Annotated in this window: 11 protein-coding genes and 2 pseudogenes; 9 read left to right on the top strand and 4 right to left on the bottom strand. The window is 60.9% G+C overall.

The annotated features are described in order from the left end of the window. Positions 1 to 36: 36 nt before the first annotated feature. Together P0D84_RS46435 and P0D84_RS46430 are read right to left on the bottom strand one after the other, a co-directional pair. A complete protein-coding gene (locus tag P0D84_RS46435; RefSeq protein ID WP_408350579.1) occupies positions 37 to 1,326 on the bottom strand; it encodes an amidase in 1,290 nt (429 codons plus the stop codon). A gap of 334 nt (positions 1,327 to 1,660) precedes the next feature. After that, positions 1,661 to 1,750 (bottom strand): annotated as a pseudogene (locus P0D84_RS46430) (DDE-type integrase/transposase/recombinase); the annotation flags it as partial. Between the two features lie 212 nt (positions 1,751 to 1,962). Between P0D84_RS46430 and P0D84_RS49155 the strand changes: the two are divergent. From P0D84_RS49155 to P0D84_RS46400, 7 genes and pseudogenes are all read left to right on the top strand, one after another. Next, a pseudogene (locus tag P0D84_RS49155) lies at positions 1,963 to 2,228 on the top strand (DDE-type integrase/transposase/recombinase); the annotation flags it as partial. 658 nt (positions 2,229 to 2,886) lie between these two features. Beyond that, positions 2,887 to 4,206 (top strand): MFS transporter, encoded by a 1,320-nt coding sequence (locus tag P0D84_RS46425; RefSeq protein WP_408350576.1) that lies wholly within the window; start codon positions 2,887 to 2,889, stop codon positions 4,204 to 4,206. A gap of 173 nt (positions 4,207 to 4,379) precedes the next feature. Beyond that, positions 4,380 to 5,513: a serine hydrolase domain-containing protein gene (locus tag P0D84_RS46420; RefSeq protein WP_408350572.1), complete on the top strand. Its 1,134-nt coding sequence runs from the start codon at positions 4,380 to 4,382 to the stop codon at positions 5,511 to 5,513. A gap of 142 nt (positions 5,514 to 5,655) precedes the next feature. Then, on the top strand, positions 5,656 to 7,467 hold the full coding sequence (araD, locus tag P0D84_RS46415; protein WP_408350569.1) for an L-arabinonate dehydratase: 1,812 nt from the start codon (positions 5,656 to 5,658) through the stop codon (positions 7,465 to 7,467). A gap of 15 nt (positions 7,468 to 7,482) precedes the next feature. Then, a complete protein-coding gene (locus tag P0D84_RS46410) occupies positions 7,483 to 8,217 on the top strand; it encodes a ribonuclease activity regulator RraA (protein ID WP_408350566.1) in 735 nt (244 codons plus the stop codon). A gap of 69 nt (positions 8,218 to 8,286) precedes the next feature. Next, positions 8,287 to 9,612 (top strand): MFS transporter, encoded by a 1,326-nt coding sequence (locus tag P0D84_RS46405; RefSeq protein WP_408350563.1) that lies wholly within the window; start codon positions 8,287 to 8,289, stop codon positions 9,610 to 9,612. 314 nt (positions 9,613 to 9,926) lie between these two features. Next, positions 9,927 to 10,991: a LacI family DNA-binding transcriptional regulator gene (locus tag P0D84_RS46400; protein WP_408350560.1), complete on the top strand. Its 1,065-nt coding sequence runs from the start codon at positions 9,927 to 9,929 to the stop codon at positions 10,989 to 10,991. A gap of 39 nt (positions 10,992 to 11,030) precedes the next feature. Here P0D84_RS46400 and P0D84_RS46395 read toward each other — a convergent pair whose 3' ends face one another. Further along, positions 11,031 to 12,215, bottom strand: a complete 1,185-nt coding sequence (locus tag P0D84_RS46395) for a citrate synthase family protein (protein ID WP_408350557.1) — start codon at positions 12,213 to 12,215, stop codon at positions 11,031 to 11,033. Between the two features lie 165 nt (positions 12,216 to 12,380). On the opposite strand from P0D84_RS46395, the gene P0D84_RS46390 reads away from it, so the two are divergent. After that, positions 12,381 to 13,736, top strand: a complete 1,356-nt coding sequence (locus P0D84_RS46390) for an MFS transporter (RefSeq protein WP_408350554.1) — start codon at positions 12,381 to 12,383, stop codon at positions 13,734 to 13,736. Between the two features lie 79 nt (positions 13,737 to 13,815). Further along, the gene (locus P0D84_RS46385; RefSeq protein ID WP_408350551.1) at positions 13,816 to 14,808 is read left to right on the top strand and encodes a 2-hydroxyacid dehydrogenase; all 993 of its coding nucleotides are present in this window, start codon (positions 13,816 to 13,818) and stop codon (positions 14,806 to 14,808) included. Between the two features lie 156 nt (positions 14,809 to 14,964). On the opposite strand, the gene P0D84_RS46380 is transcribed toward P0D84_RS46385, so the two are convergent. Beyond that, positions 14,965 to 15,822: an oxidoreductase gene (locus tag P0D84_RS46380; RefSeq protein WP_408350548.1), complete on the bottom strand. Its 858-nt coding sequence runs from the start codon at positions 15,820 to 15,822 to the stop codon at positions 14,965 to 14,967. Positions 15,823 to 16,123: the final 301 nt, after the last annotated feature.

Below are 16,123 nucleotides of genomic sequence, written 5' to 3'. Positions count from 1 at the left end.
GTTGGGTTGCGTTTGTCTGGACCGGTAATCAGTTCTTCACTGGGCTGCAATTCGTTTGCTAATCCATTCGGCGATGGCAAGTAGCTTATGGTCGTCACCCCAACGGCCAACTAATTGGAGTCCGATAGGAAGGTTCTGGCTCCCGTGCGCGAACGGTATGTGCACGCATGGCAGCCCCAGTAAAGTCCATGCCCGACAAAAAAGCGGATCCCCCGTGGCGTCGATTCCTGCAGGCGCTTCGCCTGCCGCGCTCGGGGTAAGCAAAACGTCGAAGTCGTCAAACAGAGCGTCGACACGCGCTTGCGCTGAAGCGGTTGCCCGTTGATTCTGGACATGCGTAGCGCCGCTTATTTCCGTGCCATTGACGAGCAGTTCTTGCAGCGCGGCGCTGAGTCGCGCTTTGTTGGTAGTCAGTTCATAGGCCAGGGCGCGGCTCATCTCGAACGCCATAATGGCTTTTTGGAGGGCGACAAGGTCCGGCAGGTCTGGCGGGAAGACGGCGTCGGACATATGTGCTGCTTGCGGAGCCAGAACACGGACCGCTTCGGCCCACGCGCGTTGTACGTCGGCGCTGACATGCGCCCATTCCGAAGTTGGGCAGAGACCAATTCGTGGGCTTGCGGGCTGAAACTCACCGTTCAGCCTTGTGTCACCGGTCAACACGGCACCGAGGAGGGCGACATCGCGCACCGTTCGGGCGAATCCGCCTACCGTATCGAGTGTCTCGGAGAGACTTTTTATCCCTGCTCGTGGTACCCGTCCCCAAGTGGGTTTGTACCCGACAATGCCGCAGTATGCTGCCGGCCGGATGATGGAGCCCGCGGTTTGCGTGCCCAATGCAAGCGGCACCATCAGATCCGCTACCGCTGCCGCGGAACCACTTGATGAGCCACCGGGCGTGTGCCCGAGATTAAGCGGATTGCGCGTTGGACCTGGATGGAAATAAGCGAATTCGGTTGTTACGGTCTTGCCTGGCACTACCGCGCCCTCACGCCGGCAGAGGGCGACAACAGCCGCGTCAGAGCGGGGGCGATGTTCCTTGTAGAGATCCGATCCGTATTCGGTCGGGAAATCCGCGGTATCCATCAGGTCTTTCACGGCGAGGGGCAGCCCGTGCAAGAGTCCTTTGCGCGGTGCCGTGTCGAGAATGCGAGCTTGACGCATCGCTCCGTCTGGATCCAGATTCACGAAGGCATGGACCTCGCCGTCACGTTCGGCTATCCGGTCCAGGCACGCCCGCATTAAATCGGACGGGCGCAGTTCCCCCCGTTCGATAAGCGCCGCTGTTTCCCATGCAGAAAGCGTGTTCGGGCTAGCGTGCGTCATTGGCGATGTCCATTAAGGAAAAAGTAAATTATCAAGTGATGCGTAGTAAACAAATGGATTTGCATGGGCTTCGCGGGCCTGCCGAGAAGCTTGCCATTGCGGGGATTTACAGCGAAGTATTGTTGGCTAAAATCTGCGGGTCTAATATATTTCGAAAGGGCCTTTGATCCACGAGATGTATCAATGATAAAGCTGCCACAATGGCCCCTTCAGTGCTTGTGCATGCAAGATCCGCAACGTCCGATTCTGCTACCGCCTCCCAGTTACCAAAGGCAAGACTCAAGCTAACCGATCGGCGCATCTGATTTGCACCGGAACCCTTTGTACCAGTACCGAGCACCGTGCCAGGTTGGTCTACGGCACGCCACAACCAGCGCTTCCTGTCCTTGAGCGTGACGACTACTTCATCGAGGTGCCACTTGTCGTCTCGCGCCAGGTCAGCAGTTTTTTTGTGGCTTGTCGTGCGTGTAAGTGCCGTCGTAGCAATTAGTTTCCATGGGGAAAGTATGAAACCGTCAGGTGCCTTCTTGTGATCGCAAGATGACCCTGAAATAATCGGCTCGCCTACCCTGTGCGGACTCTGATGCAAACATGAAGCCCTATGGGTCAGGCTCCGGGTATTGACGCGCGCAGGGTGAAGCGATCAGGAGTCGAAGGCTTGCTCCCAAGACCATCACGCCGGACCCCTATGCGGCGTCTCACCGCGCAGTGCGCGAAATGAAGATCGATAAATTGCTGCTCGAGGGCACAACGTTGCGATCGTTAAAGTACTCGAATAGGCTGCATCGAGCAGGATCATCGCACCGCTCAAAGCGCGGGTGAACACGATGCTCAGCCTTAAATGCTTCGGGACTGTACCAACAACCACTTCGGGTATCGAGCCGATGCATCGCAATCGCAAAAGCCCGGCCGCTTGCAGTGCTCAGGCATAACGTGCGTTGATTCATACGCATGCTGGCTGCTGTGCAAATGGGCGGTCTGGATTCCTGTGCGGCCAGTTTGATTAGGTATCCTAGTAATAAAAGATATCTTGTCAGGAATGCCTATTTGCACCACGGCCAGAAGCAGTGCGTGGGCGATAGCATTCTTGTGGGGCATTGCGCGCCAAAACTGCGCATTGAGACTGCAGCGCGGAACCTTCAGGGCCAGTGCGTGGCCCACACCTCATAGCCGTTTGTTCGATCTGTATTCACTGACAGGGCATGTACCCAGAGGACGCGCCGATTTTCGTCATCTCCAGTATTGCGGGCACAGTCCATGCTTATAAGGGAGCCTTTAACTGGAACTGAAAGCCGGCAACGACGAAACGAACGGCGCTCGAACTGCTGACACGTCGTCATAGATTGAATGCGATTTTCAACCTGCGACGCGCAGCCAGATTTTTTCGTTTCCTGAACAAACTGTGTGGTCTCGCGAGATCAATGTACCGACTGCGTGCGACGGTTTGGCGATCGAACCAGGTCGTTCGTCGACACCCGTCTGCGCTGTGGGCGGCACCAAAAATGCAAACGTAAGCTAACGAAAGCGTCGTTTTTTATTTGCAGTGGAGAGAAACAGAACATGTCGGAAGCGATCGAAAAATCAACCATGCGCAAGGTCTTTTGGCGTCTGGTGCCTTTGCTTTTCATTGCGGAGCTATTCAACTATATTGATCGCTTCAATCTGGGCGTTGCAGCCCTAAGGATGAATCACGACCTCGGGTTCAGTCCCGCCATATTCGGATTCGGCGCGAGCGTGTTTTTTGTCGGCTACATGCTGACTGGCGTACCCAGCAATCTGATGCTGCATAAGGTCGGTGCGCGCAAGTGGCTAGGCTCGATTTTGATCGTCTGGGGGTTGGTTGCGACGTTCACCGCGTTCATATGGAACCCCTACAGCTTGTATAGCACCCGATTCCTGCTTGGCTTGATCGAAGCGGGGTTCCTTCCCGGTGCCGGGCTCTATGTGACCTATTGGTTCCCGGCGGGATATCGGGCTCGCGCCGTGGCCGGCTACTGTGTTGCGGGTTCGGCTTCCGCGGTGGTGGGTGCGCCGCTTTCCGCGCTGATCATGACCGTTTTCAATGGATCGCTGGGTCTACACAGCTGGCAATGGATGTTCATTCTGGAAGGCATTCCGCCGGTTATTCTCGGGATCGCGTTCCTGGTGCTGCTGACCGATCGGCCGGCCAATGCCGCCTGGCTCAACCCGGAACAGCGCCACTGGTTGCAAGAGCGCCTCACTCAGGAACAGGCAGCGCAGGAGAGTCACGGGACGTTCAGGTACGTCGACATCTTGACCGATCTTCGCGTCTGGAGCCTGGCTGCGATGTTGGGCTGCGCTTTGGTGGGCATCTACGGGATGTACGTATGGTTGCCGCAGATCATTAATTCGCTGGGCCATTTCAGTCTGATCGAGGTGGGCATGCTGTCAGCAGTGCCCTCTATCCTTGGCGTAATCGGCACTATTGCGGCGAGCCGGAGCTCGGATCGCACAGGCGACCGCAAATTTCACCTGGGCGGCCTCTATCTCACAGGTGGCTTGGCGCTCGGGGCGAGTGCATTTGCCCATAATCCGGTGATCGCGTACCTGCTGCTGTGTGTGGTGGGGCTTTGCATCAACTCAGGCTTTCCACTGTACTGGAGCCTGAACACAACACTAATGACTGGTGTCGCAGCCGCAGGGTCAATCGCCTTCGTCAACACCGTCGCACAATTGGGTGGCGTTGTTGGTCCGTGGATGATCGGCTTCGTGAAGGCCCGCACCGACAGCTTTGCCATGGGTCTCCTGACCATGGCCGGTTTCCTCGTGCTCGCCGCTCTCATCGCGTTCACCCTTCGTGTGGCGCCGTCGTCGCGATCCTCATCGGCGTGGCGACGGCCGTCGGCGACTTCAAATTGATGACACGGGCGCGGCCATCAGCGCGAGCAACGCTTCGGGTTCTGGTGCAAATAGCGGTGGCTGTAGCAAGACGCACAAGCTAATTTCTCGATATCACGGGACGCCGTTGTCTTTATGGCGGCACCGTGTGCAGTTTCCACATTGACTACAAGAAGCAGAGTTTGAATATCTAAATGCAAAGCACACCTTATACGCCAGGCGCGGACCAGGAATGGCAGACCGTGACAGCCGAGGCCGCAGGATTCGACGCCGCTCGCCTCGCCGATGCGATCACGTTCCATCGCGCCCACGAGACCGCCTGGCCTCGGTCCATGTATCACCCGGACGGGCGCTATGTTGGGACAGTTCATGCTGGCGATCGCGATGAGTACGCCGAGGTTATTGGCCCAGTGAGAGCGCGCGGAGAGCCGAACGGCGTGATCTTGCGCGGTGGGAAACTGGTGGCCGAGTGGGGCGATACGCGCCGTGCGGACATGACGTTCTCGGTTACCAAAAGTTATCTCAGCTTGCTGACGGGGATCGCGGTGGCGGACGGGCTGATTCCCGATATCGACCGCCCTGTGCGAGCGGATGTCAACGCCGAGTGGTTCGAGAGCCCGCATAACGCCCCAATCACCTGGCGCCACTTACTGCAACAGACGAGTGAATGGCAAGGCACGCTATGGGGTAAGCCGGACGCGGCCGACCACAACAGGGCGGTGGGTGGAACAACCGGAGGGCGCGAAGACAATGGGGTGAAGCGCACGCTCAAGCAGCCGGGCGCGCATTTCGAGTACAACGACGTACGCGTGAACCTGCTCGCCGCCTGCCTGACGCTGCGGTTCGGCCGGGCGTTGCCGGAGGTGCTGAAGGAACGCGTGATGGATCCGATCGGCGCTAGCGTTGATTGGGAATGGCATGCGTATCGCAACGCATTTGTGGAGATCGATGGGCGACCCGTTGCCTCCGTTCCCGGCGGCGGGCATTGGGGCGGCGGGATGATGATCGGCTCCCGCGATCATGCGCGTATGGGCATACTCGTGGCGAATGGCGGTGACTGGGGCGGCCGGCAGATCGTACCCCGGCAATGGGTGCAGGCGATGTTCACCCCGTCTCCAGCCCTCGACCAGTACGGGCTCATGTGGTGGCTTAACGCCGGCGGCTCAAAGCGATATCCGAGCGCTACCGAGGCGAGTGTGTTCGGGCAAGGCGCGGGCGCCAGTATTGTGTGGATTGAACCCGATCTGGATCTGGTGGCGGTGGTGCGATGGATTGCGTCAGACGCTGCGAACGACTTTTTAGGCCGGGTGCTGGCAGCGCTCCGGTGATGAGGGAACCAGCCGTGGGTTTCGCCTCCGGCTGGTATCTACGCGTTATCCCCTAACGACATGGTGCGATGGTATCGCTACCATCGCAGCTATCAAGAAGCTGATCCGGCTGTACGTCGCGCAGCACAATGGTAACGCTACCATGGAGACATCTGTGTCATCGAACCGCAAAACATCTGAAGAGCTTCGCAGCTATCGCTGGTATGGCGTGAACGACCTCCGCTCGTTCGGTCATCGCTCGCGCACGGCGCAAATGGGCTATCACGCGTCGGACTACATGGGTAAGCCGGTGATCGCCGTCGTCAATACGTGGAGCGAGATCAACTCCTGCCATACGCACTTCAAGCAGCGCGTGGAGGAAGTGAAGCGGGGTGTCTGGCAGGCAGGCGGATTTCCGGTGGAAATGCCGGTGATGACGCTCGCCGAACCGTTCCAGAAGCCGACGACGATGCTGTACCGCAACTTCCTCGCGATGGAAACCGAGGAGCTGCTGAAGTCTTACCCGTTCGACGGTTGCGTGCTGATGGGCGGCTGCGACAAGACCACGCCCGGGTTGTTGATGGGCGCGATCAGCATGAACCTGCCGGCCATCTTTTTGCCTGCCGGACCGATGCTGCGCGGCAACTGGAATGGCCGGACGCTCGGCAGCGGCTCGGACACATGGAAGTACTGGGCCGAGTTGCGCGCCCGCAAGATCACGGAAGAAGAGTGGAAGGGTATCGAGAGCGGCATCGCGCGCTCGCCCGGACACTGCATGACGATGGGCACCGCGTCAACCATGACGAGCGCCGCCGAAGCGCTCGGCTTGACGTTGCCTGGGTTTTCGTCGATACCCGCAGTGGACTCGCGTCACGCGCAATTCGCCTCGCTCACGGGCCAACGCATCGTCGAGATGGTGTGGACCGATCAGAAGCCGTCGGACATTCTCACGGCGAAGTCTTTCGATAACGCCGTCACCACCGTGCTGGCCATGTCCGGTTCCACGAACGCCATCGTCCACCTCGTGGCGGTGGCGCGCCGCGCCGGCATCGATCTGACGACTGCACGCTTCGACGAGCTGTCGCGTATTACGCCAGTGATCGGCAATCTGCGTCCGTCAGGCCAGTACCTGATGGAAGACTTTTTCTACGCGGGCGGGTTGCGCGCGCTGCTGGTCGAACTTGGCGAACTGATTGACGGCTCACAAATGACCGTCAATGGCTCGACGCTCGGCGAGAACATCGCCGGCGCGGAAATCTTCGACGACGACGTGATCCGCAAGCGCAGCAACCCGGTCGTTGCCAGCGACGGCCTCGCTGTGCTGACCGGAAACCTCGCGCCGGACAGCGCCGTGATCAAACCTGCGGCCATGGAAGCGCATTTGCAGAAGCATCGCGGTCCCGCCGTCGTGTTCAAGGACTACGCGGACATGGCCGCGCGCATCGACAGTGAGGAACTGGAAGTCACCGCCGATTCGGTGATCGTTCTGCAGCACGCCGGTCCGGTGGGCGCGCCGGGCATGCCTGAATGGGGCCAACTGCCGATTCCGCAGAAGCTGTTGAAGCAGGGCGTGCGCGACATGCTGCGCATTTCCGACGCGCGCATGAGCGGCACGAGCTACGGCGCTTGCGTGCTGCACGTGGCGCCCGAGTCGTTCGTCGGCGGTCCGCTCGCGCTGGTGAAAGACGGCGACATGATCGAACTGGACGTGGCCGCTCGCCGCCTGCATCTTGAAGTGAGCGACGCCGAACTCGCCGCGCGCAAGGCCGCATGGCAGCCGCCCAAGGTGCCGTTCAAACGCGGTTTTGGTGTGATGCACCAGTTGCATGTCACGCAGGCGAACAAGGGCTGCGACTTCGACTTCCTCGAAGAGCCGGTGAGCGAAACCGCCACGCAAGCTGGGCAATCCGCACCAACTGAGCAAGCCACGCAAGACGCACCGGCTGCGAAGCGCACCGAACCCGAAATCCACTAATCATCCGAGCCATTCATGACTGCATCCGATATCAGCATCAGCGAAGCAACCCTCGAACAACTCCGCCACGTCAGCACGGCCACGCTGACCACACAGCTCTTCAAGCGCGGCTTGCGCAACGTGTTTTTGCAAGGCGTCGCGCCGCTCGTCAAGCCGGCACCCGGTGCGCCGAATCTCGTCGGCCCGGCGTTCACCCTGCGCAACATTCCGGCGCGTGAGGATCTCGACCACCTCGGCGTGTTCCAGGACCCGGACCATCCGCAGCGCAAAGCCGTCGAAACGGCGCCGCCCGGGAGCGTGCTGGTGCAGGACTGCCGTGGCGAGCGCTCGGTCGCCTCGGTGGGCTCGATCCTCGCGCTGCGTCTGGCGAAGCGTGGCGTCGCCGGCATGGTGTCGGACGGTCCCGTGCGCGACAGCGGCACGATCTCCGGATTGGGCTTGCCGCTGTGGTGCGCAGGCGCGAGCGCGCCCCTGAATCTGGCGAAACACCACGCCGTCGATATGAACGTGCCGATCGCGTGCGGCGGCGTACCGGTGTATCCGGGCGATATCGTCGTCGCCGATGTGGACGGCGTGGTGATCGTGCCGCGCGAGATGGCGGCTGACGTCGCACGCGATGCTGCCGAGCAGGAACAACTCGAAGTGTTCATCACGCAGCGTATCGACGAAGGCCGGCCGTTGCGAGGCACGTATCCGCCGAGCGAAGAAACCATGGCCGCCTATGCGCAATGGCGCGCGCAACAAAAATAGAACGCGCGGACCGTTTCGATCCATCGCAAGACACAGGCTCGCGCGCAGTGCGCGGGCGCAGGAGACACTGTGACTATCACCACACCGGCAATCGGCGAATCGCGTTTGATCAATCGCCTTGCCCTCCGGTTGATGCCGTTATTGGGATTGCTCTATCTGGTCGCCTATATCGACCGCTCCAATATCAGTTTCGCCAAGCTGCAGATGCTCGGCAGTCTCGGGTTGTCGGAAGTGGCGTATGGCCTCGGCGCGTCGCTGTTCTTTATCGGCTATCTGATTTTCGAAGTGCCGAGCAACGTGCTATTGCATAAATACGGCGCGCCGCGCTGGATGGCGCGAATCATGTTCACGTGGGGCGTCGTCACGCTGTTGCTCGCGTTCACGCAGAACGCCACGATGTTCTATATCTTGCGCTTCCTGCTCGGTGCCTCGGAAGCCGGTCTGTATCCGGGCGTGATCTATTATCTGACGCTGTGGTTTCCGTCGCGCCACCGCGTGCGCATGCTGGGCTATTTCACAGTCGGCAGCAGTCTGGGCAACATGGTCGGCGCGCCGATCTGCGGCTGGCTGCTCGACAAGGGCGGCATCGCGGGTCTGCATGGCTGGCAGCTCGTGTTCATCGTCACGGGCTTGCCGTCCATCCTGCTGACGTTCGTGGTGTTGTACCTGCTGCCGGCGTCGCCCAAACAGGCCACATTCCTGTCCGCCGACGAGAAGCAATGGCTCGCCGATACGCTCGACGCCGAGCGAGCCCAGATCAGATCGGGCGCAGGCGCGCATGCATCGCTGCTGAGCGTACTGACGGAGCCGCGCGTGATCGGCATGGCGCTCTACTACATGATGCTGTCGATTTCCGTTTACGGCGTGAGCTACTGGTTGCCGACGCTGGTGAAGGGCTTCGGCGTGAGCAATACGACCAACGGTCTGCTGAACATCATTCCCTGGCTGATGGCGACGATCGTGCTCGCGTGGCTACCCTCGAAACTGCGCGGCGGCAATCGCGCGATCGTCGCCATGCTGGTCGCCGCGCTGCTCGGTGTGGTGTGCTTCCTCAGCTCGGTATTCCTGCCGACCAACACGCTGCGGTTCGCCGCGCTCTGCTTTGGCGCGCCGTGCATGTATCTGCTGATTCCCTGCTTCTGGACCTTGCCGCCGAAGTTCCTGTTCGGCGCGCGTGCCGCGGCGGGTATCGCGGCAATCAATTCGCTCGGGAATATTGGTGGTTTCATTGCGCAGAATCTGGTGCCCTGGGTTCGCCAGACCACGGGCAGCGTGAAGACGCCGATGCTGATACCGGCGGCTTGTCTGCTGCTGTTCGCAGGCGTCACCTTGTTGATCCTGCGGCGCGACAGAGGCGTGCGCGTCGCGCGGCGCCCTGTGCCGGTAACCGACTAACGCTTTTGACTATTTGCCTTTCGCAACTTGCAGCAGTTACTGTTGCCGAAGAAACTCACTTCACGGGTGTACAGCGGCTTCGTGTCGGCGCATACCTATCAGGTAATCGGTGCAAGCAGGGCTTATCGCTTCGGATCGGCGACCATCGGCGCGATGGATTCGAGCATCCAGTTCCTGCAGCTTGGCGATACGGCCAACTCAGGTGTGAACTGCCTCGGTGGAACGCTGGAACGCTGGAACGCCGGTCGTCGGAAGCAGCCGGGGTTCGTCGCGCTCTACAATAGATGCGACCTATTTATTGCCATTCTGGACCCATGCCGAATCACAAGCCGAACGCCGCCAGCCCCGACGCGCCCAAGGCGGATGCGCCTGCCAAACGCGTACGCGGCGGGCCCAAGGGCTTGCGCATTGCCGACGTTGCAGCGCAGGCAGGCGTCGCACCGATGACGGTGTCGCGGGTCCTCAACAGTCCCGAGACGGTGGCGCCTGAGACACTCGAACGGGTAAGGCAGGTCGTGCAGAAGCTCGGCTACGTGCCGAACCGTCTGGCCGGCGGTTTGTCGTCGTCACGTTCGCGGCTGATCGCGGCTATCGTGCCGACCATCGCTCACTCGCTGTTTTCTGAAACGATCCAGGTGTTCAGCGAGACGATGTCGCGAGCCGGTTATCAGGTGCTGCTCGCGCTGAGCGGCTACAGCGATTCGAGCGAGGAGGCGCTGCTCGACGCGGTGCTGAGCCGGCGTCCTGAAGGCGTGTTGCTGACCGGCGTCGCGCATACCGAATCCTTGCGTGAGCGCTTGCGCAACGTCGGCATGCCGATCGTCGAAACCTGGGATATGACCGGCACGCCGATCGATATGCTGGTCGGCTTTTCTCACTACGAAATTGGTGCCGCGGTGGCCGAACACTTCCTGCGTCGCAAGGTGCGTGCGCCGGGCCTCATCTCCGCCAACGACGACCGCGCGCTCGCCAGGCGCGACGGCTTTCGCGAGCGCCTGACGAGCGCCGGCATTCACGAGATCGCCGAAGTGCTGGTGTCGCCGCCGAGTTCAGTGGCGCTCGGCAAGGCTGCATTGCCGACGCTGCTCGAACAGGCACCTGAGTTGGACGCCGTGTTCTGTGGCTCGGATCTGCTGGCGATCGGCGTGCTCGGCGCGGCGCGACGGCTCGGGCTGGACGTGCCGTCGCAATTGTCGATTTGCGGCTTCGGCGACCTCGAATTCGCCACGGAAACTACACCGCAATTGACCACGGTTCGGGTTGACGGCACGCAGATCGGATTGACCGCCGCGCGCTGCCTGCTCGACCGGCTGGCGGGCGACGCCAAAACCAAAGTGACCGATGTGGGTTTTCATATCGTCGAGCGCGAGACGACCTGAATGGCACGCCGCGCGCGCTGGTGAACCGCGCCTAAACCGCTAATCCTCTTCGCTCTTGCCCGCGCCAGTGATCGGCGGCCCGATATAGTTCGCCCGAGGCCGCAGCAAACTGCGGCTGGCCGATTGCTCGATGGAATGCGCCATCCACCCAACACTTCGCGCGATCGCAAAAATCGAGAACACTGCTCCTTCGGGTAAATGGCAGTGCTCGGCAAGCGCGGTGAGGGCAATGTCGATGGATGGCTTCAGGCCCGTCTCCCGGCCGATATGATCTATCAGCTTGCGCGTATCTTCGGAAGGCTCGAATGCGCCGAGCAGGTTCACCGCGCGCGGGTCGCCCTGCGGGTAGAGCTCGTGTCCGAAGCCGGGCAACGCTTTGCCAGCCGACCTCCAGCGCTTGACGGCTGCCTCGACACCGAACTGCCGCGCATCGTCCGTCAGCGCCTGGACACGCACCGTCGCATCGCCGTGCAGGGGACCCGACAAGGTTGCCAGACCCGCCAACGCGCATGCTCCGAGCGATGCACCGGTCGATGCGGCGACGCGCGCTGCAAAGGTCGAACTCGTCAGTTCCTGATCCGCGAGCAATACCAATGCGCGACGAAGCAGGTCGGCATACCGCTCACAACGCCATGCGCGTGCGATACGCAGATGCAGCGGCTCCTCTGTACTGGCGAGCGTGACAAAGCTGCTGGCGAGCCTTCCGACCAGCTTCTGCGCCTCCTGGCGCATGCTGTCGACATCGAGCGTGCGAGCTGAATCTCCTTCGGCTGCGGCGAGCCCCATTGCGGCGTACGCACGGGCCCGCAGCGGACCGGCGTTCAGCACCGGCTCGGAAACCGGGAAGCGCAGCGGCTCCGCCGAATCCCACAGGAGTTGCGCGACCTCCTCCAACGTCAGACAGGAGGCAAGCTCCATCGCGTTCTTGCCCCGGTAGTAAAGCCGTCCTCGAACAATGGTCGAAATGCGCGTGTTGATGATCGGCTCGCCCCATGCCATCGTGCTGGCGGCAATGTTCTTGCGGGCGCGTCCCAAAGAGCGCTTCTTGAGGAGCGCGGCGACGTCAGATTCGCGGTAGAGCTTGCGGCTTGCATGGTCGGGATCCCGGCGCACCTCGATCTGTCCGCGGCTGACGTAGGCATAAAGCGTTTGCTTGCGCACGCCGAGGACTTCGCATGCCTCTTCTTGGGTAATCCAGCTATTCACGTTGATTATCTCAATCAAGGTTGACGCTCGCTGATTGCGTGCGTCTAATGCAAAACATACAACCACTCTAAAGTAGATCACGCGCGCGCAACCCTACGCGGGCGTGTCGATGCGGGCAATCATAGCGTGTGCGTTTCGTACGCACCATGCGCCGGCACGTGAGACAAAAAGGAGGAGATCTCGATGTTCTCAGACAGGACAGCTCAGTACGCGGCGACGGATTCCGTTCGCGTGACCCATACACGCTTCACGCTTCTCGCGACGATATTGCTGGTGGCGACCGTGGCCTATGCCGACCGCGCAATCCTGTCGATCGCCGGGCCAGGCATCGCGAAGGAATTCGGCCTGAATCACATTCAGTTGGGCTATATCCTGTCGGCCTTCAGTTGGGCGTACGTGATCGGACAGATTCCCGGTGGTCTGCTGCTCGACCGACTCGGTACCAAAGCCGTGTATGGCGCAACGCTTGTTTTGTGGTCCATCGCGACAATTCTGGTTGGCTTCATCGGCAAGATCACGTCCGACCTTTCAGTTGCGCTCGGTCTGCTGTTTGCGCTGCGCTTCGCGCTCGGCTTTATCGAAGCGCCTAGCTTCCCGGCCAACAGCCGCGTGACCGTCATGTGGTTTCCGAAAGATGAGCGCGGGCTCGCGACCTCGTTGTTCGCCTCGGCCTCGTACTTCGCGGTGGCGATCTTCTCGCCGCTCGCGGGGTGGTTGGTGGCGAAGTTCGGCTGGCCCGCGCCGTTCTTTGCCCTCGGCCTGATCGGCATTGCCTCGGCCGGGCTCTGGGCGGTGGTCATGCACGAGCCGCGCAAACATCCCCGCGCGTCGCAAGCCGAACTGGACCACATCGTGGCGGGCGGCGCGATGGTCGATATCGATTCGTCGCAGGAGCGGTTGTCCCGTCCCGTGGTGTCGTGGAAAGTGTTGCGCGTGCTGCTGAGTAACCGGATGCTGTGGTGCTCCTACATCGGCCAGTATTGCGCCATTGCGCTAAGCTACTTTTTTATCACATGGTTCCCGATCTATCTGGTTCAGGCGCGCGGCATGAACATCATGCAGGCCGGACTGGCCACCATGCTGCCGGCCATCTCGGGATTTCTGGGCGGCATTGCGGGCGGCGTGATTTCAGACCTGCTGATTCGTCGCGGCTGGAGTGTGTCGTGGGCTCGCAAGACACCGTATATCGTCGGCATGGCGGTGGGCTGCTGCCTGGTTTTCTCCGCCTTCACTGAAAGCAACACCGTGATCGTCCTGCTGATGACGATCGCGTTCTTTGGCAAAGGCACCGCCGCCGGTGCGGGCACGTGGGCCATCGTCAGCGATACCGCGCCACGGGAAGCCGTGGGCCTTGCCGGTGCGATATTTAATTGCGTGGGCAATATCGGCGGTATCGTTACACCGATCGTCTTCGGCTACATCGTCGAGGCAACGGGCGACTACACGGCTGGCCTGTATTTTGTAGCTGCGCATTGCCTCGTGGCCGCGGTCGTGTATCTGTTCTTCATGGGCAAAATTGAGCGCGTGAAGGTGAGCTGAATGGAAGGCATTGACGGGGCGGCGTGTTAGCGTGCTGCCGCGGATGAATCGTTAAACTGGATGAACAACTAAACGCACTATGGAAAAGCCGATCATTCTGAAAGCGGCCGAGTTGCCGGATTGGTCCACGGCCGAACTCAACGCACTCTTCACCGTACTCGAACTGCCCGAGGAACCCGCAGCAGCTTCGGCATTCCTGAAGGAGCACGGTCCTGCTATTCGGGGAATAGCGTTGCGCAAAACCAAGGTCGACGCTGCGTTTCTCGACGCTGTTCCTGCGCTGGAAATTATTTCGAGTTACAGCGCAGGCCTCGATAACGTCGATGTACAAGCCGTGAAGGCGCGAGGTATCGTCATCGAAAACTCGTCGCATGTGCTTGCGGAGGACGTGGCGAACACCGCGCTCGGACTGGCGCTTGCAGTCACGCGCGATTTCGTGAAAGCGGATGCGTATGTTCGGGCAGGGAGATGGCCGCAGCACGGACAATTTCCGCTTGGCCGGTCGATCTCACGAATGAACGTCGGAATCGTCGGCCTTGGCATGATCGGCTCGGCCATTGCACGGCGCCTGCAGGCGTTCGGCTCGCGCGTGGCGTACTTCGGGCCGACCCGCAAGCCAGTGGATATCCCGTACTACGATAGCGTGGTCGGCCTCGCGGCCGCTTGCGATATGTTGATTCTGGCCTGCCCTTTGTCCCGGGCTACCCATCATCTGGTGGACGCAACGGTAATCGATGCGCTCGGTCCCGGCGGCTTTCTGGTGAACATCTCACGCGGCCCCGTGGTCGACGAAGCGGCGCTCATCGCCGCGCTTGGCGCCGATCGGATCGCCGGTGCGGCGCTTGATGTTTTCGAGCGAGAACCCGAAGTGCCGGCAGCGCTCATCGAGGACGACAGATTGGTTCTGACGCCGCATATCGGCTCGGCGACAGAAGAAACGCGGCGCGGCATGGCCGAAAACGTCGTCGATACACTCGCCAGACATTTCGGCATCGCTGGGCCGCGCAATGCTGCGGCGGCTTCCAGGTTGCCCGTCGAGCAGGTGAGTACTGCGAGCGAGATCCCACTCTGACAGATTGGGTCGCGTCGCATCGAACGTTTCGCTGCAGCGAAACCGCGACTGTTGTTCGACATCAGTCACTTCGATTGGGCCGAACCGGACCGGCGTCGGCCACCCGGTCAGTGGTCCAATCGAACTGGAATCGAGGCGGCAATTGCGTGGATCTACCTAGCCAGGGAAATCGGCGCTCAGGGTGGTGGCTTCCCACGCGGCGATCTCGGCGCGCAGAGCCTCCAACTTGAGTTTGACACGCTCCAGCCCGTTGCTGCCCAGGATCAGATGGCCCGGAGGGGTTGGCGACTGCACCGCGGCGATGATCGCCAGGGCCGCGCGCGCCGGGTCGCCTGGCTGCTTGCCACTGCCGGTGGAGATGGCAGCGCGGCGCTTGCCAGCGCCGGCCGCGTAGGCCTCAATCGGCTTTTTAGCTTGCTTCAGCGAACGTCCTGCCCAATCAGTACGGAACGGGCCGGGCTCAACCGCCGTAACCTTGATCCCCAACTCGGTCGTCTCGGCGGCCAACGCTTCGCTCAGGCCTTCCACCGCGAATTTGCTGGCGGCATAGTAGCCGCTTCCCGGATTGCCGATCAGGCCACCTACGGACGTGATGTTGACGATGTGCCCGGCGCGCTGTTCTCGCATCACGGGTAACACGGCCTTGATGGTATCGGCAACGCCAAAGAAGTTGACCTCGAACATCTCGCGCACGTCCTGATCGTCGCCTTCCTCGATGGCGCTCAGATAGCCATAGCCGGCATTGTTGACCAACACGTCAATGCGGCCGAATTGTTGCAAGGTTTTTTCAACCGCGTGGTTGATCTGATTGGCCTGGGTTACATCGAGTTCGAGTACCAGCGCGCGGTCCCCGTAGCGCTCCTCAAATTCTGCCAGGGAGCTGGGTTGACGGGCTGTCACGACAGCACGCCAGCCTTTATCAAGGACGGCGAGTGCAAGCTCCCGGCCGAATCCGGTGGAACAGCCGGTAATAAACCAAACGGGTGCAGCCGGGAGAGTGCGAGCGGATGGCATGAGATTCCTTTTGACGAGAGCCGCGCGGTAGCGAAACCACACGGTAGGGATAGCGGGACAAAAAGTATCGCATGTTGGAGCGCGCCGCGTCTTCGGCTGCTGGCCTGCATGTCACCGCTCCGATAACCTTTTAACGGCGGTTTCCCGGTGGGCGCGTTCTCGTTCAACAAGCGTAATCATCGCCTCGTTCAGTTGGTGAACGAGCGTCTTTGAGTCTATTTGGGCTCCGTCGAGCACCGTGCCCGAATGTCGAAGTTTGGACTGACACATATCGAAATTGACGGCGCAATCTGCGACCGAA

Source organism: Paraburkholderia sp. RL17-337-BIB-A, from assembly GCF_046025895.1.
Lineage (GTDB): Bacteria > Pseudomonadota > Gammaproteobacteria > Burkholderiales > Burkholderiaceae > Paraburkholderia > Paraburkholderia fungorum_C.
The sequence above is the reverse complement of the archived record's forward strand: the minus strand, read 5'-3'. Positions and strand labels throughout refer to the sequence as shown.

What these genes read in the sequence shown, in the direction of transcription:
- P0D84_RS46435 (WP_408350579.1), bottom strand. Translation starts at nt 1,326, where the DNA reads ATGACGCACGCTAGCCCGAACACGCTTTCTGCATGGGAAACAGCGGCG.
- P0D84_RS46425 (WP_408350576.1), top strand. Translation starts at nt 2,887, where the DNA reads ATGTCGGAAGCGATCGAAAAATCAACCATGCGCAAGGTCTTTTGGCGT.
- P0D84_RS46420 (WP_408350572.1), top strand. Translation starts at nt 4,380, where the DNA reads ATGCAAAGCACACCTTATACGCCAGGCGCGGACCAGGAATGGCAGACC.
- araD (WP_408350569.1), top strand. Translation starts at nt 5,656, where the DNA reads ATGGAGACATCTGTGTCATCGAACCGCAAAACATCTGAAGAGCTTCGC.
- P0D84_RS46410 (WP_408350566.1), top strand. Translation starts at nt 7,483, where the DNA reads ATGACTGCATCCGATATCAGCATCAGCGAAGCAACCCTCGAACAACTC.
- P0D84_RS46400 (WP_408350560.1), top strand. Translation starts at nt 9,927, where the DNA reads ATGCCGAATCACAAGCCGAACGCCGCCAGCCCCGACGCGCCCAAGGCG.
- P0D84_RS46390 (WP_408350554.1), top strand. Translation starts at nt 12,381, where the DNA reads ATGTTCTCAGACAGGACAGCTCAGTACGCGGCGACGGATTCCGTTCGC.
- P0D84_RS46385 (WP_408350551.1), top strand. Translation starts at nt 13,816, where the DNA reads ATGGAAAAGCCGATCATTCTGAAAGCGGCCGAGTTGCCGGATTGGTCC.
- P0D84_RS46380 (WP_408350548.1), bottom strand. Translation starts at nt 15,822, where the DNA reads ATGCCATCCGCTCGCACTCTCCCGGCTGCACCCGTTTGGTTTATTACC.